Here is a 13,146-nt window from a genome sequence, read left to right on the forward strand (position 1 = left end):
TTAACCTCCTTTCGCGATTTTGTCCTTTATAAAAGCCTTAAATTTATCGGAACCGAAACTAACATCCATTTTGATGATCTCTGGAGCGAGATAGGGATGTTTTTTCATAATATATTCTTCGATTGCGGCATACTTGTCTGCTTTTGCTTTTAGAAGAATTTTGTTTTCCGAATCGATCGTGAGTTTCCCTTCCCATTGGTACAAAAGAGCCACTTCAGGGAAAATGGTGCCACTTACTATGATTCCGAGCTGAAGCATTTCTGCGATATATTCTTCCGCTAGATCGCGATCCGCCAGAGTGGTGAAAACTAAAATTTCTTGAGATGAAGACATGGTTCCTCCGAGAAAAAGGAGGATAAGAAGTATTCATTCTTTGTCCAGTCTTTCTTTGGAAAGATCGGATTAGTATCTTGGAGCGTTCGGATCCGAATAATTTCCTTTGCCTGAATTCGGCATGGAACCTCTAGACGAAGAAGGAGTGTAATCATCACAAAGATTACTGCATTTTGCGATACAATCTTCTCTCTTACGATCCACAGTGATCGCAGTAAAAACAGTCTCCACTTTAGGGATAGGATATTGAGTCCAACATTGGCTCTTGCAGTTTCCATATTTTGCGGCACAATTCCGAGCCGTGCTTTGGTCCGCACCGGAAGAGATCATCATATCGAAAAGTTCCTGCTCTTCTCTGGTTTTGAAGCCTCCCTTGTTGGGCCTTTTAGAAAGTTCTTGTTTGCTTAGATTTGCATTTTCAGCTTCCGGAAAATCCTCCACGGAACCCTTTCCTCTCACCTTGCCGGATTCGTCGGAACTCCAATCCACAGCGAAAAAGCAGTTTAGTATAAAGAAGGATAATAATATTCCGAATTTAATTTTCATTAGGTTCCTAAAAACTAAACCTTTGGGATTAGGATTCTGCAAATATTTTCGTCGTTTAACAAATAAATACATAAATTTTGCACTCTTTTACCTAGAAATCGGCTGGAAAAAAATTTCCAACCAAGGTCTCAATAGTATTGAATGTAGGATAACCTACAATAGAGTCTGTCTAAGCAGTACTTAAGACCTAAGAATTTGAATGGGGGGTCTTTTAGTGAGTAGTTTTTTTGCAAGTACATCAGTAAAACGTTTCTTTCTTCTCTCCTTAGTTATTCTTTTTATTTCCAATTGCAGCGCCTTGGATTGGGGCTGGGTAAAACTCCCTTCCGGACTTGCCTGGGACCAAAACGAAACCTTAGATAGAAATCCTGTAGAAGGTTTCCGTGTAGAATTTCCGGAAGAATTGGGACTGGATTCCAGACCTCTAGTAGAACTTTCTAAAAAGCTCAGAAAAGATAAAACGGAGGTACGCTCTCTCCTCATCTTGAAAGAAGGAAACCTAGTATTCGAAAGATATGCCGGAGGGATCTCCAGAAATCATAATCATAATATGTATTCTGTGACCAAGTCTGTGGTCTCCATGTTGTTAGGTATTTGTTATACGAATGATTGTGGCTTGGACTTGGAAGACAGCCTGTCTTCTGCGGAGTCCAGTTTGCCTGGCCTTCTTCCTTCCGAATTAAAAGGAAAAGAATCTATTCGACTTAAAGATGCATTACGTATGAGTTCCGGAATGGGCTGGGATTCCTTTCCTAAAAAAGAAGATATCAGAACGGACGCAGACCCGCTCGCGATCGCTTGGATCCCTGTAGTATCTTCGGCTCCCGGAACTAAATTCGAATATTCTAATGGAGATACCCAGTTAGTCGCAGGTTACTTGGAAGCTAAGACTGGTAAAACCTTGTATGAATATTCTAAGAGCACTGCATTCTCCTGGTTAGGTTTTAAAGGAGAAGAATGGAATACGTCGAAATCAGGAAGACAAACCGCCGGTTTTGGACTTCGATTGAGACCGATCGATATGGCAAAGCTCGGGCAGCTTTATCTTGATGGAGGAAAATGGCAGGGTCGTCAGATCTTAAAACCTGAATGGATCGCTTGGACTTTAGAGCCGGGTGTAGAAAAAAGATACGGACTCCAATTTTGGATCCATGAATTTGAAGGAAAGCCTAGCTTCATGGCAAATGGAAAAGGTGGTCAGTTTATTTATGTGATCCCTCATCGTAAGATCGTTTTAGTGATGACCAGCGCCATTTGGGACAAGGCACCTGACTTAGTCTTAACTTCCGCGTTGGATGCAATCAAGGCCTCTTTAATATCTACGGATAAAATCCCTTCTCCAGACAGGGAAGAAGCGCTCCTGAAAGAGCTAAAAATATCTGCCAGAACTTCTTTAGATCCTAAGCTTAAAGAAGGAGCGGATGAAACAAGGATTGCAGCAGAACCAGGGATAAAACAAAATCATCCTTAAATGAAGACTGTTCTAATCCCAATTCCTCAAATTGATTTCGATCCCACGGAAGTATCCGTGCCTTGGAAGGTTTTAAAAGAAAACGGGTATAAGATCATATTCGCGACTCCGAGCGGAACCTCAGGAGAAGCTGACTTTAGAATGGTAACCGGAAAAGGTTTGGGTATTCTATCGTCTTTTTTAAGAGCAAAGAATGATGATGTTCTACTTTATAGAGAATTAGAAAAATCGAATGAGTTTTTAAATCCTAAAAAATACGAGTCTATCAAATTAGATTCTTTTGATGTTTTGCTTCTTCCTGGAGGACACGCAAAAGGGATGAGGGTTTATCTTGAATCGGAATCTTTGCAGAATTTGGTGGGAAACACATTTGCGGAAGGAAAACCTGTGGCAGCGATCTGTCATGGAGTACTTCTTGCTGCAAGATCCAAAAATCCAAAAACAAAAAAGTCCAGCTTGTATGGACTGAAAACCACAGGACTTTTGAAATCTCAGGAACTTCTCGCCTGGAATTTGACTCGGGCCTGGCTCGGGGACTATTATAGAACTTATCCTACTCCATTACAGGATGAGGTGATTTCTTTTCTAGAATCCAGTACTGATTTTCAAGAAGGGCCGATGCCTATCGCAAGAGATAGTTTTTCTAATATTAAACCGGGGTTCAGTGTTTTAGATAAGTCTTATCTTTCCGCAAGATGGCCTGGAGATGCACATAAGTTTGCCCGTGAACTTCCTGAATTCTTCGGTTAGCTCCGGTTTTTGATTTTCCTCTAATATAACCTATGCATACTGACTATAGAGGGTTCGGATCATGGTCCCTCTACCGATAACCGAATGAGTTCCAAAGAACATTACATTTTTCTAGATGTGGGAGATACTCTCCTTACGATGAAAAAGCCCGCAGGGGACGTGTATTTCGAAGTTTTGAAAGAATTCGGCCTAGACGGTTCCAAACATCCAAACGGTTATATGGAAAGAGCCTTTCGTAAGGCCTATGCACACATGACGCGTCATCCACTTCCGGATTTCAGGGATAAATTCCATGCACATGAAGATGGGAGCGAGGGATGGTGGAGAGAGCTGTTGGGCTTCTTCCTAAAAGAAATAGGATCCGATTTGGAACCGGACCCTATTTTCCAATCTATATTCAAACGTTTTGATGAACCTTCCGTCTGGGAAATCGATCCGGGCTTTTATGAATTAGTAGAGTTTGCAAAACAAAGAGGCTCCGGTCTCGGAATCATTTCCAATTGGGATCATAGACTCAAACAGTTACTTGCAAGCGTAGGCGTTTTGGATCATTTTTATCCAGTGATTGTTTCCGCTGAATTCGGATATGAAAAACCATCTCCTTTGATCTTCCAAGAAGCGGAGAAGCTTGTGGGACTTTCTCCTGACAAATTGATCTATTGCGGAGACAAGGTAGAGTTGGATATACTGCCAACTAGATCTAGAGGATGGACCGCATTTCATAAACATGTAGAAGGAGATATTAGAGATCTGGGAGAGCTTACTGCGATATTAAAAAAAGGGTGAGTTTATCCTCTTTCGAATTCTTTTATTCCTCCAAACAAGTCTAATCGAATACAAAAAAGAATCGAGTTAGAACAAAAATGAAAGTACTCGCAGTCTCCGGAAGTTTAAGAAAAGGTTCTTCCAATACGGCCTTATTACTCGCAGCAAAAAGGATCGCAAACGATTCTTTACAAATCACACTCGCAGATCCATTGGATCGGATCCCGCATTTTAATCCCGACCTAGATACTGATTCTCCTCCTAGAGAAGTTACGCAATGGAGAAAAGAACTGAAAGAAGCAGATGCGATTCTTTTTTCAAGTCCCGAATATGCGTTTGCGATTCCAGGTGTTCTGAAGAATGCATTAGATTGGATTGTTTCCAGTGCTGAACTTTATGGAAAGCCTGTCGGATTGATCAATGCATCTCCGGGTTATGGAGGAGCTTCAAAGGCTCAAGAAGCTTTTTTACATTTATTGAATGTTCTTACAGTTAAGATAAATGATGGCTGCGTTCTAAGTATCCCTTCCGTGAATAAGAAGGTGGATCCGGATGGAAATATCATGGATAGGCAAACGGAGAAGGAACTCAAAAGTTGTTTAGAAAGCCTGGAACGTTTGATCCAAGATTCTAAACTTTCTTAACTGCGCTTGCTCAGATTCATATAAATATCCCTAAAAGGATGCAAAATCGTTAGAAAAGGAAAGAAAATCTCTCGAAATTCTGTTTTATTGTCTTTTGTATATTATTTGAGATGAATTGTCCGCTATAGCGAATAAAATTCTTGCAATATTCTGTGAAGTTGATCATAATTAAAACTAGGAGTATCGATTATGGCACTTAGATTAGGTGATGTGGCCCCGGATTTCCTGGCAGAAACTTCCGAAGGACCAATAGAATTTCATAAATATTTGGGAGAAGGTTGGGGGATCTTATTCTCGCACCCGAAAGATTATACTCCTGTTTGCACGACAGAACTCGGTTACGTTGCGAAAATTAAACCTGAATTTGAGAAAAGGAATGTCAAAGTCCTCGCGCTATCCGTGGATCCAGTAGACTCACATAAAGGCTGGATCGGAGATATTAACGAAACCCAAAACACTACTGTAAACTATCCGATCATTGCAGACGCAGACAAAAAAGTTTCCGGTCTTTACGATATGATCCATCCGAATGCAAGCGAGACCACTACTGTTCGTTCCGTATTCGTGATCGGTCCGGATAAAAAAGTGAAACTAACTTTGACGTATCCTGCTTCTACTGGAAGGAACTTCGATGAACTTTTGAGAGTGATTGATTCTCTACAATTGACTGCGAATTACAGCGTCGCAACTCCGGCAAACTGGAAGCATGGAGAGGATGTGATCATAGTTCCTTCTGTTTCGGATGAAGATGCTGAGAAAAAATTCCCAAAAGGTTTTAAGAAGATTAAGCCTTATTTGAGATACACTCCTCAACCGAATAAGTAAGAAGGAAATATATTTCAGTTTCAGAAAGGAGTCTTCGGACTCCTTTTTTATTATATTCTATTTCTATAAAGTTTTTCTGGAATGTTGATTCCGGAATTAAATTTTCTAATAAAAAGTACGCGCGGAAATCAATATTCCGGACCCGAGCCTCATAACGGGGAAATTCGAATTGCAAGCTTCTCCGTTAGGAGCATAATTATGGCAACGCCTATGTTTCGCAGAATACCGCGAAAACTGGAAGAAGTTCTGGGTGAAAAAGGTGCGAGCGAATTTGTGGATTTTATCGACGATTCGTTCGCGGCTAATAGGGAGAATGTAATGGAACTCATTTTCGAAAGATTTGAAAAGAGGCTTGTGGAAGAACTGAACGCATTTCGCGTTGAATATAAAAAAGACCTGGCCGATTTCAGAGCTGAAGTGAAAGCGGAAATTGCCGAACTTCGAATAGAAATGCATAAACTCATCGCTTCTCAGACAAAATGGATGGTAGGCGCAATCATAGCTTTGACCGGTATTTTCTCGATCATAGTTAAATTATAATTTCTCGAAAGAGTTTCAAGTTTTGGAAAGTCTTTCGATGGATCTTACAGCGATTTCTTTTCTGAGATCTTGGGCCTTTTTCTTAGAGGATCTAGTTTCTGAAACTATATCTGGATTTGCGGTTTTAGGATGCCCACTTAAAAAAGGAGGTTCAGGATTGTATTCGATCATAAGTTGGATTTCTTCTGCGGCTTTTTGTCCTTGGATCTCTGCCACAACTCGGAGTGCAAAATCGATCCCTGCTGTAACTCCGCCTCCAGTAATTCTGTCTCGATCGATCATTACTCTATCTTCTTTCACGTCGATTTTGGGAAAAAGTTTTAGCACATCCAAAGAGAGCCAATGTGTGGTTGCCTTGTATCCATTCAATAAGCCCGCTGCAGCTAAAACCAAAGAGCCTGTGCAGACGGAGCTAATGTATTTAGAGGTTTTCGATTTTTCTCTTAGCCAATTCAGAACTTTTTCGTTCTCCATAAGTCGATTGACTCCGAGTCCTCCTGGAATTAAGACCAAATCCAGATCTATGTTTTCGTCCAGGCTTCTGTCCGGAAGAATGAAAAGTCCTCTTTCGGAAGGGACTGGATCTTTCGTTTCTGCAATAATATGAACTTTGGAATTTTTCATTCTGGAAAATACTTCATAAGGACCTACAAAGTCCAGTGGAGTTAGATCTGGAAAGATAAGTAATCCGATATTGAACGGTTCTTGCATAGATAAGATGGAATATGGCTCGTAAAAGTCTTTCAAGTCGAATTCAAAAGAAAAATTTTGAGGAGCGAGGTGAAGCCCTTTTTCAGAAATTCGAATAGGGAAGGAGTTTTCATATTGATAAAAATCAGTTAAAAAGACTTCTTCCTAATATCCCAATTTGGCATATTCTGAAATGGGAAGTAGAATTAGCTTTGCTTGGCTAAAACAATCTACACCGAAGAATATAAGATTTTCCAAAAGTTGCTAAAGAAGGCCCGGGAAGAAGCAGGTTTCACACAAGTGGATGTTGCCGAGGCGCTTAAAACACCGCAATCTTTCATTTCAAAAGTCGAGGCGGGAGACAGAAGGATAGACGTTATTGAATTCTGGAATTTGGCAAAACTTTATAAGAAACCTGTGGACTTCTTCTTTAAGTTTGATGATAAAGCAGTACTCAAATCCAAAAAGAAGTCTTTAAAAGCCGCAAGTTCTACCAAGAAAAAGTCCAAATAATATTTCTTTTAGATCCGTTGGTCTTCCAACAATCTATCTTTCTTAGAAAAGAATAGCCAAGAACAACGGTTCTTCTAAAAAATTCCAATTGCCTTTAGGCAAAAAGCTAAATGAAACCGAATCGAATTTTACGTCCTTGGATTTACGGTATCTTTCTGATCTTAACTGCTTTCCTTTCATTCTGGGTGGGAAGACTTGGTTTAGAAAATATGGAGATATCTTTTTCGGATATTGGATCCGAAACGGAAAGCGTCACTGAATTTAATTATTTCGCCAGGCCTCGCCTAATTCTCAAAAACGTTCGATTTTATTGGCAGAAGGATATTTTCGTGGAAGCGGATCGTCTCTCTTTGGAGGCCATCGCTAAAAACGGAGAAATTCTACCTTTTGATCGGCCGGAACTTTTTACTCTTAAGATCCTTAACGGAAATATCCATATCTCTTTTGAAAGTCTGGAAAAGCTGATTAACGGAAGATTGTTCTCTTTTCCAGGATCTACTCTTCGTAAAATTAAACTTCGCCCGATTTTTCATAACGGTGCCTGGAAACTTAAAATTGCTGGGGAGGTCAAATTTGTTGTTTGGGTCTCCTTCGAAGGCATTGCCACCGTTAAGATCGATCAGGAGTCCGGTAGAATCTTGCTGGAGAATGAGTCCGTTCGAGCATTATTAAATCCTTATACAAAGGAACTTTTAAATACTGTAGGTGTATCTATTGAGGATTTGGTCCGCTTTCCTAAGGGGAAGGGTCTTGTCTTTATAGGAAACAAGGTGTTCTTTGAACCTTTTTCTGTTTTTCCCGATCCGGAAGTGGAAGGTAAGATCAAAGACCTTAAATTGGACGAAAATGCGTTAGATATCGAGTTCATTGCGGAACAAGATATTCCCTCTCCTAAAACAAATTCTAAAAATTATATTTATGTTACTGGTGGAAAATTACTCTTCGGAGGGATTCAAGTTCACCAAGGGAAGGTCTTACTACTGGACAGGGATGAATCTTCCCAATTCGAGTTCTGTTTTTCGGAATTTAAAAAAGCTTTGTCTCTCTCCAACGTAAAGATGGAGGAAGACGGACGTATCCTTATCTTCATGCCTGATTCTCCTCCTCTTAATTGAACCTCTTGTAAATAAAATATTTCCAATTTCACAAAAATTTCACGAATCGGGAACATTCTTCTTCGAACCTGGTCCTCTTGTTTAAGAGGGATTTTTATGAATCTTTTCACTTCCAAGTTTACAGTTCTTCCTTTTTACGTAAGGAGCGCCTTGCTCGTTTTGGGAATTTTTCTGATGAGTTGCATTTCTACTCAATACGCAGGAGGAGGTGGTGGTGGGAGTCCTTATCCTTCCGACTTTGTTTATAAGGGAGATCTATTCGGTTTACAAAATTGTTTGAGAGCCGGCTATTCTGTGGATACGAGAGATCCTTTTACTAGAAATTTTACTCCTTTGATGATAGCAGCGAGAGAAGGAGAAGTAGAGATCGCAGAATTTTTAGTTCGGAACGGTGCGGACATTAACGCCAAAACTAGGGACGGCCATACGGCTCTTATGATGGCTGTTTACAACCGGAATCTGGATATAGTTAAACTTCTTTTGAAGAATGGTGCGAATGTACATATCAAAAGTAAACAAGGTCACACTGCATTTTCGGAAGCAAGTTTAGAAGAATCTATCCAGATCAAAGAATTGCTGGCTTCTCATGAGATCGGTCCAAAAAGATGAAATCGGCATTTCAGATAGTTCTTGTTCTTCTATTTATAGAATCTTGCATGAATGATGATCGTTGCGTAAGAGATTGTGATAAGAACTTTTCCATCTGTCTGTTGGTTGCGAACAATGAAAATTCTCTTGGAATTGGATTCATTTGTAAGGTTGTCTGCGACGACTGTAAATCGGACTGTCATACTGTAACTTCATCCTCCGGAAGAACAAGCAGTACTTCCAGGGGAGGATCATCCGGAGGAGGAGGTGGTGGCGGTAGTTCTGGCGGTGACGGTGGTGGTGGAGGAGGTCACGGTGGAGGTGGTCATGGAGGATCTGGAATTATATTCTAAATCCCAGTTACAAAAAAGGAAACCGAGTTATCTCGGTTTCCAGTTTGAGCTATTAATAAAATAGATCTACTTTGCGAATCCTATCTCGGAGGTTATAGGATTTTTTTCGTAATCTTCTTTCTTCGCTGCTACCTCGTCGAAATAGGTCTCGTAATTCGGGAAATTTGTTCCCATGATCCTATCCCAGAAATTGAAATAGAGACTATAATTCCCATGAAACTTTTGGTGATGAAGGTTATGATGGGTAGAAGTATTGATCCATTTTGTGATCGGATTACTTGCCCAACCTTTCGGGAAAAATTCATATCCTAGATGCCACCAGATATTCATCACCATCGCATAGAATGTATGGAATATAAACACTCCGAAATGGATTGGGACCAAACTTATGAATGGTACTACGTAGATCGCTTCCAAAAATGCTTCCGCCCAATGGAAATTGTAAGCAGCTAAAGGAGAAGGGTTTACGGATTTATGATGGATTGCATGTACGAATGTGTAAACTTTTTTGTGATGCATTAACCTATGAGCCCAATAAAACCAGGTCTCATGCCAAACTGTAATCAAGATATAACTTAAGATCGCGTAAGCCCAACCTCTTTCGGAGATATCAAAGTAGAGCGCTCTTGGAAGATATCCCAATTTTTGTAAGCTGAAAGAAACGACTGCAACCAAGCTGAACATTACCATTGTCACGGCAGATTGTTTGATCTCGTATACTACCTTTTCCCATTTTGGAAAACTTTTCTGGATCCTGTACTTTTCAAAGTATCCTTTTTTCCAAACCCAGAATATGAAGAATGCAAGCCCTGCCAAAGGGTAGTATCTGATAAAGTTCATTGATAGTTGGAATAGTCCGAAATTCCGAACGCATTCCCAACCGAAATCACAAGCGTTGATTGCCATTTTTCCTCCGATCTCTGTATTCAGTTTACGATGGATCCAAAAAGAAATCGTCCTCCCCGATCGGAGCGGAATAAAATATACGTCCGGATCGATCGAAACGGACTACTTGGACTTATTTTTGCGGATCTTGTTTCTGTATTCGGAGGGTGTAAATCCGGTCTCCTTTCGGAAAACCTCGTTAAAAGCGGATTTAGAGCCAAATCCTGAAGAGTAGGCGATGGACAATAAAACTTCCTGAGGATCTGATTCTATTTTCTTTTTGGCCTCTTCTACCCTGTATTCATTCAGTAATTGAAAGAAATTTTTTCCAATTTCATTGTTCAGATATTCCGAAAGTTGATGGGTACTAATCTCTAATTTGCCTGCTAAAAATCCGAGAGTCAGATCTTCCTTTAAGAATACCTTCTCCCTTTGAAATAAGTCTTCTAAGTTTTGTTTGATATCTTCAAGATCTAGTCCGCCAAGTTGAGAGGCCCTATATTTTTTTTCTTCTTCTACCACTCTTTGTACTTCTAAGAAAAATTCGGGGAATCCTTGGCGCAGAATGTACAAAGAACATAAGAAGATCCCGATTAAAGAACCTACACCTTCTAAACCTCTGATAGATCCTAAAAATACGGATATAGATCCGTATAATAAAATGATTAGAATGCTAACGCTTACTGCAAAGATCGTAAGCATTCTCGGGTCCTTGTATATGACTGAGAATCTAAAACCCCAAAACAAACGGAAGAATGTGGAAAACAGGAACGCGAACATGACTCCCATTGTGCTTAATACCGGAATTTTTAAGAATAAAGGAAGACCGGTGGTTTGTAGGCTTTTGAGTAATTCGATCTTTTCCGGGCCTCCTGAAAAATAGAAGGGCGCCATCCAAATAAATATCGCGAGTGCGGGAATCATCTTCAGATAAAATATTTTTTTAGACTCCGGGGTGTTTCCCATCGCAAGAAGAAGATAACGTTCTATAAAAGGTCCCATCAGTCCGGAAACAGGAAGATGTGTTAGATACAAACCTGGGAAGTGAATGATCATCTTACATGTTAGCAAGAATGCATGAGATAGAAAGATCCCTACTAAGAAAAAAATAAAGGCCAGTAAGTTTTGTTTTTCTCCTCTGGGAGAAGAGAATATTTCCCCTAAAGAAAATAAAAATGCGAGTCCGATCGAAAAGACTAAAAATAAAGAAGTATAAGATTGGATCCCGAACTCGTTCATGTTGTAATTTCCGCGATGCCAACCTTCTCCGCAGCCTTTACTAAAGACAAGTCTGCAGAATATAATTTTGCACTTCCTAAGACACAACTTGCAAGCAAATGTGCGTCAATCCAACCGATTCCGAGTCCCGCCAGGGAATTTCTTTCCGAAAAGATCATGGCTTCTTTATGGTTTGCGATCGGAACTTCTTTTAATTGGGCGTACTCAGTTAGAAAAAAGTTCTTATTCTTAAAATTTCCCAGGCTGAGTTCTCCCTCTACCATAGGATGACGTCTGACCAAACCTAGGCGGAGAAGTTCCGTAAGTTTCGGATCCGCTTTTCGTAGATGATTGATCCAAACAGAAGTATCTACAAGCACCGCCGTCATTTAGAAATTTTTTTGCGGGTAGGGCCTTCTGCTTTTGGATCGCTTCCACCTAAGAGAGCCATTCTTTCTGCGGATTTTTCCCGAATCAATGCACGCAATCCCTCTTGCACGAGACGTGTCTTTTCTAGGATTCCGGTATAGTCTTGGGCGCTGGAAATCAGCTCGTCTGGAATATATAGAGTGGTTTTGACAGCTATCATATATGGTAATATATGGTGAAAAATGCCATATGTCAAGAGAATGGGAGCGGAAAATCGTTTCGGAGGCGGAAAAGTGATTCCGCATGGTGCTTAGCAGAGAAAATTTCGAAAGTACGTAACCTTCTTCCCTAATGAGTGATTTACTTATGTCACATAATGCCCGCATATCACACTGAAGTCGAGCTGCGCATGAAGCTGAAGATCCAAAAATCCTTCTTCCTTGCATAAATAATGCCAGCAACTAGGGAATAGCTGCTAAAACCTTGACCAGGGACCCTGGGTAAAAATACTGTGTATTTCTAGCTCCTCTCTGGGAGCGGGTAGATAGACATGCCCTCTTAGCTCAGTGGTAGAGCACTTCCATGGTAAGGAAGGGGTCACCAGTTCAAGCCTGGTAGAGGGCTAAGTTCGAATAGGTCTGTAGTTTAATGGTAGAACAAGGATCTCCAAAGTCCTTGGTGGGAGTTCGATTCTCTCCAGACCTGGAGTTTTTCCGCAGGTTCTTTGAGTTTAGGAAGGATTTATATAGTGAAGTTTGGCGCATTTGTACAAGAATGTAGAGAAGAACTGAAAAAAGTTCAATGGCCGAATAGACAAGAGGTGATGCAGTCCACCATCGTTGTTCTAGTCACGGTGTTATTTTTCTCTGCCTTTCTATTCTTTTCGGATACTGCGATTGTGAAGCTTCTTACCGGATTCTGGAATCTGTAAGAACTTAGGATAAAATGTGATTATGATGGCTGATTTGAAATGGTATGCGTTACAGACTTATTCCGGTCACGAGAATAAGGTCCAGAAAAATCTGGAAAAGCTGATCCAACAGCGCAAGCTGGAGGAGAAGATTTCTCAAGTGCGTATTCCTACCATGGAAGTCGCCGAGATGAAGAACGGCAAAAAGAAGGTCACTAAGAAGAAACTTATGCCGGGCTATGTTCTTGTTGAAATGGATATGGACGAAGACCTTCGTTTCATGATCCAAAGTCTTCCTTCTGTTTCTACTTTTGTAGGATCAAAAGATGGAGGACCTGAACCTCTTTCCGTAGACGAAGTGAAAAATCTTTTCGCGGAAACCGGAGAGTTCCAATCAGAGGAGCCAGTTACTCCTAGATTGTTGTTTAAAGTGGGAGATAGCCTGAAGATTATCGATGGCCCTTTCGCGAATTTTACTGGAGTCGTAGACGAGATCTTCCCGGACAAAGGAAGGCTCAGAGTGAAGGTGGAGATTTTCGGACGCTCTACCCCTGTGGAATTAGATTATCTACAGGTCAAAACCGAACCCTGACCGGTGGGAGAACCGGGAGAAACAAATAAGGTGTTTCGC

19 protein-coding genes and 2 tRNA genes are annotated in these 13,146 nt (G+C 40.6%); 14 read left to right on the forward strand and 7 right to left on the reverse strand.

The genetic code is table 11. The features are described from left to right. Together cutA and CH352_RS03650 are read right to left on the reverse strand one after the other, a co-directional pair. A complete protein-coding gene (cutA, locus tag CH352_RS03645) occupies positions 1 to 333 on the reverse strand; it encodes a divalent-cation tolerance protein CutA (protein ID WP_008593982.1) in 333 nt (110 codons plus the stop codon). Positions 334 to 402: 69 nt separating this feature from the next. Continuing rightward, the gene (locus CH352_RS03650; protein ID WP_100705772.1) at positions 403 to 879 is read right to left on the reverse strand and encodes an LIC_10730 family protein; all 477 of its coding nucleotides are present in this window, start codon (positions 877 to 879) and stop codon (positions 403 to 405) included. 199 nt (positions 880 to 1,078) lie between these two features. Between CH352_RS03650 and CH352_RS03655 the strand changes: the two genes are divergently transcribed. The 6 genes from CH352_RS03655 (at position 1,079) to CH352_RS03680 (ending at position 5,874) form a co-directional block, all read left to right on the forward strand. Then, complete coding sequence (locus CH352_RS03655; RefSeq protein ID WP_100705606.1) at positions 1,079 to 2,350, forward strand: serine hydrolase domain-containing protein; 1,272 nt, start codon at positions 1,079 to 1,081, stop codon at positions 2,348 to 2,350. Next, entirely contained in the window at positions 2,351 to 3,100 is a 750-nt protein-coding gene (locus tag CH352_RS03660; protein WP_100705605.1) for a type 1 glutamine amidotransferase domain-containing protein, read from the forward strand. 84 nt (positions 3,101 to 3,184) lie between these two features. Beyond that, the gene (locus tag CH352_RS03665; RefSeq protein WP_100705604.1) at positions 3,185 to 3,886 is read left to right on the forward strand and encodes an HAD-IA family hydrolase; all 702 of its coding nucleotides are present in this window, start codon (positions 3,185 to 3,187) and stop codon (positions 3,884 to 3,886) included. 77 nt (positions 3,887 to 3,963) lie between these two features. Next, positions 3,964 to 4,509, forward strand: coding sequence for an NADPH-dependent FMN reductase (locus CH352_RS03670; RefSeq protein ID WP_100705603.1), 546 nt, complete (start codon positions 3,964 to 3,966; stop codon positions 4,507 to 4,509). Positions 4,510 to 4,698: 189 nt separating this feature from the next. Then, the gene (locus CH352_RS03675; RefSeq protein ID WP_100705602.1) at positions 4,699 to 5,334 is read left to right on the forward strand and encodes a peroxiredoxin; all 636 of its coding nucleotides are present in this window, start codon (positions 4,699 to 4,701) and stop codon (positions 5,332 to 5,334) included. A 198-nt stretch (positions 5,335 to 5,532) separates the two neighbouring features. After that, on the forward strand, positions 5,533 to 5,874 hold the full coding sequence (locus tag CH352_RS03680) for an LA_3696 family protein (RefSeq protein ID WP_100705601.1): 342 nt from the start codon (positions 5,533 to 5,535) through the stop codon (positions 5,872 to 5,874). Positions 5,875 to 5,889: 15 nt separating this feature from the next. On the opposite strand, the gene CH352_RS03685 is transcribed toward CH352_RS03680, so the two are convergent. After that, entirely contained in the window at positions 5,890 to 6,585 is a 696-nt protein-coding gene (locus tag CH352_RS03685; RefSeq protein ID WP_100705600.1) for a DJ-1/PfpI family protein, read from the reverse strand. A 195-nt stretch (positions 6,586 to 6,780) separates the two neighbouring features. Between CH352_RS03685 and CH352_RS03690 the strand changes: the two genes are divergently transcribed. The 4 genes from CH352_RS03690 (at position 6,781) to CH352_RS18995 (ending at position 9,133) form a co-directional block, all read left to right on the forward strand. After that, positions 6,781 to 7,077 (forward strand): helix-turn-helix domain-containing protein, encoded by a 297-nt coding sequence (locus CH352_RS03690; protein ID WP_100705599.1) that lies wholly within the window; start codon positions 6,781 to 6,783, stop codon positions 7,075 to 7,077. Between the two features lie 110 nt (positions 7,078 to 7,187). After that, positions 7,188 to 8,192 (forward strand): hypothetical protein, encoded by a 1,005-nt coding sequence (locus tag CH352_RS03695; protein ID WP_100705598.1) that lies wholly within the window; start codon positions 7,188 to 7,190, stop codon positions 8,190 to 8,192. Between the two features lie 96 nt (positions 8,193 to 8,288). Further along, the gene (locus CH352_RS03700; protein WP_100705597.1) at positions 8,289 to 8,801 is read left to right on the forward strand and encodes an ankyrin repeat domain-containing protein; all 513 of its coding nucleotides are present in this window, start codon (positions 8,289 to 8,291) and stop codon (positions 8,799 to 8,801) included. Next, the gene (locus CH352_RS18995; protein ID WP_165780139.1) at positions 8,798 to 9,133 is read left to right on the forward strand and encodes a hypothetical protein; all 336 of its coding nucleotides are present in this window, start codon (positions 8,798 to 8,800) and stop codon (positions 9,131 to 9,133) included. The genes CH352_RS03700 and CH352_RS18995 overlap by 4 nt, the downstream gene beginning before the upstream one ends. Before the next feature lie 66 nt (positions 9,134 to 9,199). Here CH352_RS18995 and CH352_RS03710 read toward each other — a convergent pair whose 3' ends face one another. From CH352_RS03710 to CH352_RS03725, 4 genes are all read right to left on the reverse strand, one after another. Continuing rightward, the gene (locus CH352_RS03710) at positions 9,200 to 10,039 is read right to left on the reverse strand and encodes a sterol desaturase family protein (protein WP_100705596.1); all 840 of its coding nucleotides are present in this window, start codon (positions 10,037 to 10,039) and stop codon (positions 9,200 to 9,202) included. A 102-nt stretch (positions 10,040 to 10,141) separates the two neighbouring features. Further along, the gene (locus CH352_RS03715) at positions 10,142 to 11,257 is read right to left on the reverse strand and encodes a helix-turn-helix domain-containing protein (protein WP_100705595.1); all 1,116 of its coding nucleotides are present in this window, start codon (positions 11,255 to 11,257) and stop codon (positions 10,142 to 10,144) included. Further along, positions 11,254 to 11,625, reverse strand: a complete 372-nt coding sequence (locus CH352_RS03720; RefSeq protein ID WP_100705594.1) for a type II toxin-antitoxin system VapC family toxin — start codon at positions 11,623 to 11,625, stop codon at positions 11,254 to 11,256. The genes CH352_RS03715 and CH352_RS03720 overlap by 4 nt, the downstream gene beginning before the upstream one ends. Further along, the gene (locus tag CH352_RS03725; RefSeq protein WP_100705593.1) at positions 11,622 to 11,825 is read right to left on the reverse strand and encodes a type II toxin-antitoxin system VapB family antitoxin; all 204 of its coding nucleotides are present in this window, start codon (positions 11,823 to 11,825) and stop codon (positions 11,622 to 11,624) included. The genes CH352_RS03720 and CH352_RS03725 overlap by 4 nt, the downstream gene beginning before the upstream one ends. Before the next feature lie 332 nt (positions 11,826 to 12,157). Here CH352_RS03725 and CH352_RS03730 point away from each other — a divergent pair. The 4 genes from CH352_RS03730 to nusG all read left to right on the forward strand — a co-directional run bounded on the left by CH352_RS03730 (position 12,158) and on the right by nusG (position 13,107). Beyond that, positions 12,158 to 12,229, forward strand: a tRNA-Thr gene (locus CH352_RS03730). Between the two features lie 10 nt (positions 12,230 to 12,239). Further along, positions 12,240 to 12,310: transfer RNA gene (locus tag CH352_RS03735), tRNA-Trp, on the forward strand. 43 nt (positions 12,311 to 12,353) lie between these two features. Continuing rightward, entirely contained in the window at positions 12,354 to 12,536 is a 183-nt protein-coding gene (gene secE, locus CH352_RS03740; RefSeq protein WP_086448612.1) for a preprotein translocase subunit SecE, read from the forward strand. 25 nt (positions 12,537 to 12,561) lie between these two features. Next, complete coding sequence (gene nusG / locus CH352_RS03745) at positions 12,562 to 13,107, forward strand: transcription termination/antitermination protein NusG (RefSeq protein WP_020770487.1); 546 nt, start codon at positions 12,562 to 12,564, stop codon at positions 13,105 to 13,107. Positions 13,108 to 13,146 lie beyond the last annotated feature (39 nt).

It is taken from the genome of Leptospira hartskeerlii (assembly GCF_002811475.1).
In the GTDB taxonomy this organism is placed as follows: Bacteria; Spirochaetota; Leptospiria; order Leptospirales; family Leptospiraceae; genus Leptospira_B; species Leptospira_B hartskeerlii.